At 74.9% G+C, this 5,021-nt stretch carries 3 protein-coding genes and 1 pseudogene; all 4 read left to right on the top strand.

Going from position 1 to position 5,021, the window contains the following annotated elements:
- Nucleotides 1-388 precede the first annotated feature (388 nt).
- A complete protein-coding gene (locus tag ACZ7GZ_RS09935; protein ID WP_471022514.1) occupies nucleotides 389-1,327 on the top strand; it encodes a hypothetical protein in 939 nt (312 codons plus the stop codon).
- Nucleotides 1,328-1,448: 121 nt separating this feature from the next.
- Nucleotides 1,449-2,405 carry an endonuclease/exonuclease/phosphatase family protein gene (locus ACZ7GZ_RS09930; protein WP_471022513.1) on the top strand — a complete coding sequence of 319 codons (957 nt, stop codon included), beginning with the start codon at nucleotides 1,449-1,451 and terminating at the stop codon, nucleotides 2,403-2,405.
- A gap of 37 nt (nucleotides 2,406-2,442) precedes the next feature.
- A complete protein-coding gene (locus tag ACZ7GZ_RS09925; RefSeq protein ID WP_471022512.1) occupies nucleotides 2,443-4,386 on the top strand; it encodes an FUSC family protein in 1,944 nt (647 codons plus the stop codon).
- 71 nt (nucleotides 4,387-4,457) lie between these two features.
- Nucleotides 4,458-5,021 (top strand): annotated as a pseudogene (locus ACZ7GZ_RS09920) (VWA domain-containing protein); the annotation flags it as partial.

Below are 5,021 nucleotides of genomic sequence, written 5' to 3'. Positions count from 1 at the left end.
CACCCTCCCCCCCCCCTCCCCCACCACCCCCCCCCCCCCCCCCCCCCCCCCCCCCCCCCCCCCCCCCCCCCCCCCCCCCCCCCCCCCCCCCCCCCCCCCCCCCCCCCCCCCCCCCCCACTCCCCTGTTCCCCTCTTCCCTCACCCCCGTCACGTTCCGGCTCCAGGAGCCGGAGGCCCGGAAGATGCGCAAGGAGGCGGAGTGGTGCACGGCGACCGCCTCCGTCTCCCCCCACCAGGAAACACCCGTTCGGGTGAACCCTCCACCGGAGAGCCCGGTCGCCGGTGCTGCCAAGGGGTGCGGCCCGCTCCGCACCCGTTCGGCCCGGCCGTCGCCCGAACGCACTCGCCCCGCTCGCGTCCGCGCCCTGCGGGCCGTTGTCTGGAAGCGTGCCCCCACGTCTCAGGAGCGCCCTGTCGGCCGTACTGCTCGCCCTGTCCTGCCTCCTCGTGCCGTTCGGCGCGCTGGCGGCCTGGGCGGCGTACGGGCTCGCCGACACGGGCCGGTACGTCACCACGATGGCGCCGCTCGCCACCGACCCGGACGTGCGGGAGGCCGTCGCGGACATGGTCGGTGACGACATCCTGCGCGCCGTCGACCAGCACCTGGACGTCCGGCCGGTACGCGGTTCGGTCCGCCCGTTCGTGCACGACGCGGTGCGCTCCTTCACCCAGACCGAGGCCTTCCAGCTGGCCTGGGACACCGGTAACCGGGTCACCCACGACGCGGTGCTGCGCGCGCTGCGCGACGACGGTGCCGGCGACACGGCCGGGCGTCCGGTCACCGTCGACCTCGCCCCCGTCACCGACCAGGTGAAGCGTCAGCTGACCCACGACCACGTGCCGCTCGCCGCACGCATCCCGGTGGAGCACACCATGGTCCCGGTGCTCCCGGCAGAACGGCTGGCCTCCCTCCGGAAGGGGTTCCACATGCTCGAAGTCGCCGGTTTCTGGCTCCCGGTGGCGGCGCTCGCCTTCGCCGCCACCGGAATCACCCTGGCCGTCCGCCGCCGCCGCGCCGTCGCCGCGACCGCGCTGGGCACGGCCCTGGGCGGCGGACTGCTCGCGCTGGCCCTGGCCGTCGGCCGCGGCCTCACCCTCGCCGACCTCCCCGACGGCGTGTCCCATCCGGCGGTCGGCGCGGTCTACGACGCGCTCACCGCCACCCTGCGCACGGTGTCCTGGCTCCTGCTCGGCCTGGGCCTCACGGTCGCCCTCACCACCTGGCTGACCCGCCGTCTGCGCCAGGCCCACCCGGCACGACCCCGGCGTACACCGGTCCCACCCGCACCGGCACCGGCACCGCCGGTGTCCACAACCTGCAGATGACGCCGGCGGCCAACCCACAAGACCCCCGGTGTGTCCACACCCTGGGGACGGCCCCGCCCAGTTGCCCCCGGTCCCGGGGAAGTTCCTGGCGCGGGCGGACGGCCCGCCGTAGGCTCGTTCCGTGGACCGACGCCCCGGACGCAGGCTCGGCGTCTGGTGTGCCGGACTGCTGCTGGCCGGAGTCGGCGTGGTGGCCGGCTGCCGGGCCGCCGACACCGACGGCGTCACCCCCGTACCCCAGCTGCTCGCCTTCCTGCCCTGGCTGTTCGTGCCGACCGGCTTCGCCCTGCTGTGCGCGCTGCTGGCCCGCTGGTGGCCGGGCCTGGTGTGCGGGGTCGCCGTACTCGGCCTGCTCGCCTGGTACCAGGACCCGTACGGCAAGGATCCCGAGCCCGGCGGTCCGCCGCTCGCCACCCTGCGCGTGCTGGCCTCCAACGTGGAGTTCGGGCGCGGCACCCCCGCCCTGGCCCCGCGGATCCGCGGCCTGCGTCCGGACGTCGTCTTCGTCGAGGAGTGCGAGTACACCTGTCAGGCCGCCCTGGCAGGCGGCTTCGCAACCGCCTACCCGTACCGGCGGGCGGTCCGCGCGGCCGGCTCCCACGGCTCCCTCGTCCTCAGCCGCTTCCCGCTGCGGCCCACCGCGGGCGTGCGCGGCACGATGGGCATGCCCGGCGCCGTCGCCGACGTGCGCGGGCACGCCGTACGCCTCCAACTCGCCCACCCCATGCCCCCGCTGCCACGCCAGGTCGGCCTGTGGCGCCGCGAACTCGGCCGGCTGCGCGCCTTCGCGGCCGCCGACACCCGCACGCCCACCGTCCTCGCCGGCGACTTCAACGCCACCCAGGACCACGCGGCCTTCCGCCGCATCCTCGACACGGGTCTGGCCGACGCCGCCCGCCTCGCCGGACACGACCGCGCCGCCAGCTGGCCCGCGCGCACCGCCTCGGTCATCGGCGCGCAGATCGACCACGTCCTGGTCTCCCCGGACTTCACCGCGACCGGCGCCCGCTTCCTGCGCGTGGCCGGCACCGACCACCGCGCCCTCGTCGTGGATCTCACTCTCCACCAGCGCGGATGACTCCGGGAGAGGGCAGCGGACCGGCGATAATGGCGACATGTCGCGCGAGTTCCCCATCGGCCTCACCCCTCCCGACTGGCTGGTCCGGAACCTCCGCCCTCAGCAGGCTCCCCTCAACAGGGCCGCCATGGCCCGCGCCGCCGTGGCCATGGCCCTCCCCCTCGCGATCGGCCTGGCCGCCGGATACCCGGCGTACGGCGCCCTCGCCTCCATGGGCGCCCTGTCCGGCGTCATCGGCGACACCGCCGACGCCTACCGGATGCGCATCCTCAACATCGCCGTCCCGCAGCTCTTCGGCGCGGTCGGCGTGACGCTGGGCACACTGGTGTACGGCCACGGCTGGTACGCGGTCGCGGCCGTCACCGGCATCGCGCTGCTGTCCGGCATGATCTCGACGATCGGCGCGGTGGCCTCGGTCTCCGGCCTGCTGCTGCTCCTGAACTGCGTGGTCGGAGCGGGCCTCGCCCTGCCCCACCCCTGGTGGCTGGCCCCGGCCCTGATGACCGGCGGCGGCCTGCTGGTCCTCCTTCTGGCCCTGCTGGCCTGGCCGTTGCGCTCCGGCGTCCCCGAACGCGCGGCGGTGGCGACCGCCTACCGCACGGCCGCCACGCTCCTCACCGTGGCCGGCACGGACCGCACCGAGGAGTACGACGACGCCCGCCGCGCCGTCACCCAGTCCCTCAACCAGTCCTACGACCTGATCCTGGCCCGGCGCGCCCGCCAGCACGGCCGCAGCAGCGAACTCACCCGTCTGCTGGCCCAGTTGAACGCCATCACGCCCGTGGTGGAGGCGGCCCCCGCGGCCCACCTGGCCGGCCGGCCCCTGCCGTCCCGGATCCCCGAGGCGCTCCACCACCTGGCGCAGGCCGTCGAAACCGGCTACACGGGCCCGATAGCTCTCGACCTGCCGGCACCGGTGTCGGAGACCGCCCGCGCGGTGGACCACGCCCTGCGTCACACGGCGGAGGTCGTCACGGCCCCCGACGTAGACCCCCGGGGCATCGACGACCGCCTGGGCCGCCCCGCGGCGCTGGGCATCCGCACGGCGAGGGCGGCCCGCAACGTCGTCCTGTCGGCCAACTCCTGGCGTTACGGCCTGCGCCTCGCGGTGTGCATCGGCATCGCCCAGGCACTGGTGTCGTTGATCCCCGTTCCCCGCTCCTACTGGGTGGCCCTGACGATCACCTTCGTCCTGAAGCCCGACTTCGGCTCGGTCTTCTCCCGCGCCCTGCTGCGCGCCCTCGGCACGGTGGCGGGCCTGGTGATCGCGGCGGTGGTCCTGGCGGAGGTCCCGCCGGGCTGGTGGGACGTCACGGCGATGCTGCTCCTGGCCCCGCTGATCCCGGCACTGACCCCGCGCGGCTACGGCTACCAGACGATGGCGATCACCCCGGTGATCCTCCTCCTCTCGGACATCCTGAACCACCAGGGCACAGCGCTGCTGCTGCCCCGCCTGACGGACTCGCTGCTGGGCTGCGGCATCGCCCTGACCGCCGGCTACCTGCTCTGGCCGGAGAGCTGGCGCACGCGGGTCGGCGACCGCCTGGCCGACGCGGTGGCGGACACGGCGACGTATCTGGAGGCGGCCTTCGCCCCGGCCGACGACCCCTCCGCCACGGCCCGTATGCGCCGCCGCCTCTACCGCGACCTGTCGCTGATCCGTACGGAGTTCCAGCGGGCCCTGACCGAACCACCGCCGACCGGCCGCCGCGCCGCCGCGTGGTGGCCGCTGGTCGTGGCGGTGGAACGTATCGTCGACGCGACTACGGCGGCCCGCGTCCGCGTCGGGCACGGGGCGGCGCCTCCGTCCCCGGCCGAGATCGCCCAGATCTCCCTGCAGCTCCGGGAGCTGTCCGAGGGCGTACGGGACGCGGAAACCCTGACACCGGTCCGCACGGATCTCACCGGGCCGGCGGGCAGTGTCCTGGAACCCCTCCGGCAGGAGGTCGCGGCGGCCCGGTCGCTCGCTTCCCCCCGCTGACCGCTTCGCTAACCTTACGTGTCCGTCCTGGCCAGGGATCGACGGGCATCACCTCATGAAGGGTTGCGCACATGGGCATTCTCACTCTCCTGCGGAACGCATTCGGCCGCTCTCGCAAGGCACGCGCCGCCGAGGCAGAGGGTGCGGACCGCCTGCCGGCCCAACAGCCCGCACCGACCTCACAGACCCCCGAGCCTCACGAGCCGACGCCCACCGTCCCCGAGCCCCGCCGCTCGGCCTCCGGCGAACACGACCTGGTGTCAGCGGCCTTCGACAACATCGAGGTACCCCACCCCTCGGAACCGACGGACCCCGAGCCCGAGACGCCGACCGGGGAAGGCACCGCCCCGAAGCCCGAGGAGAAGGCGGAGGAGAAGGCGGAGGAGAAGGGGGAGACCGAGGCCCCGGCCGAGGAGAACGCGAAGGCTGAGACCCCGGCGGAGGACAAGGCGGAGACCGAGGCCCCGGCCGAGGAGAACGCGGAAGCCGAGACCCCGGCGGAGGACAAGGCGGAGACCGAGGCCCCGGTCGAGGATAAGGCCGCCGAGAACACCACCGAGCCGAAGGCCGAGGAGAACGCGAAGGCCGAGACCCCGGCCGAGGAGAACGCGGAGACCGAGACCCCGGTCGAGGAC

Source organism: Streptomyces sp. NPDC037288 (genome assembly GCF_055603265.1).
Note: the sequence above shows the minus strand (reverse complement) of the source record. Positions and strands in the feature narration are given on the sequence as shown.

Excerpts from the sequence above, each read along its gene's own strand:
- ACZ7GZ_RS09925 (WP_471022512.1), top strand. The coding sequence starts at position 2,443 with ATGTCGCGCGAGTTCCCCATCGGCCTCACCCCTCCCGACTGGCTGGTC.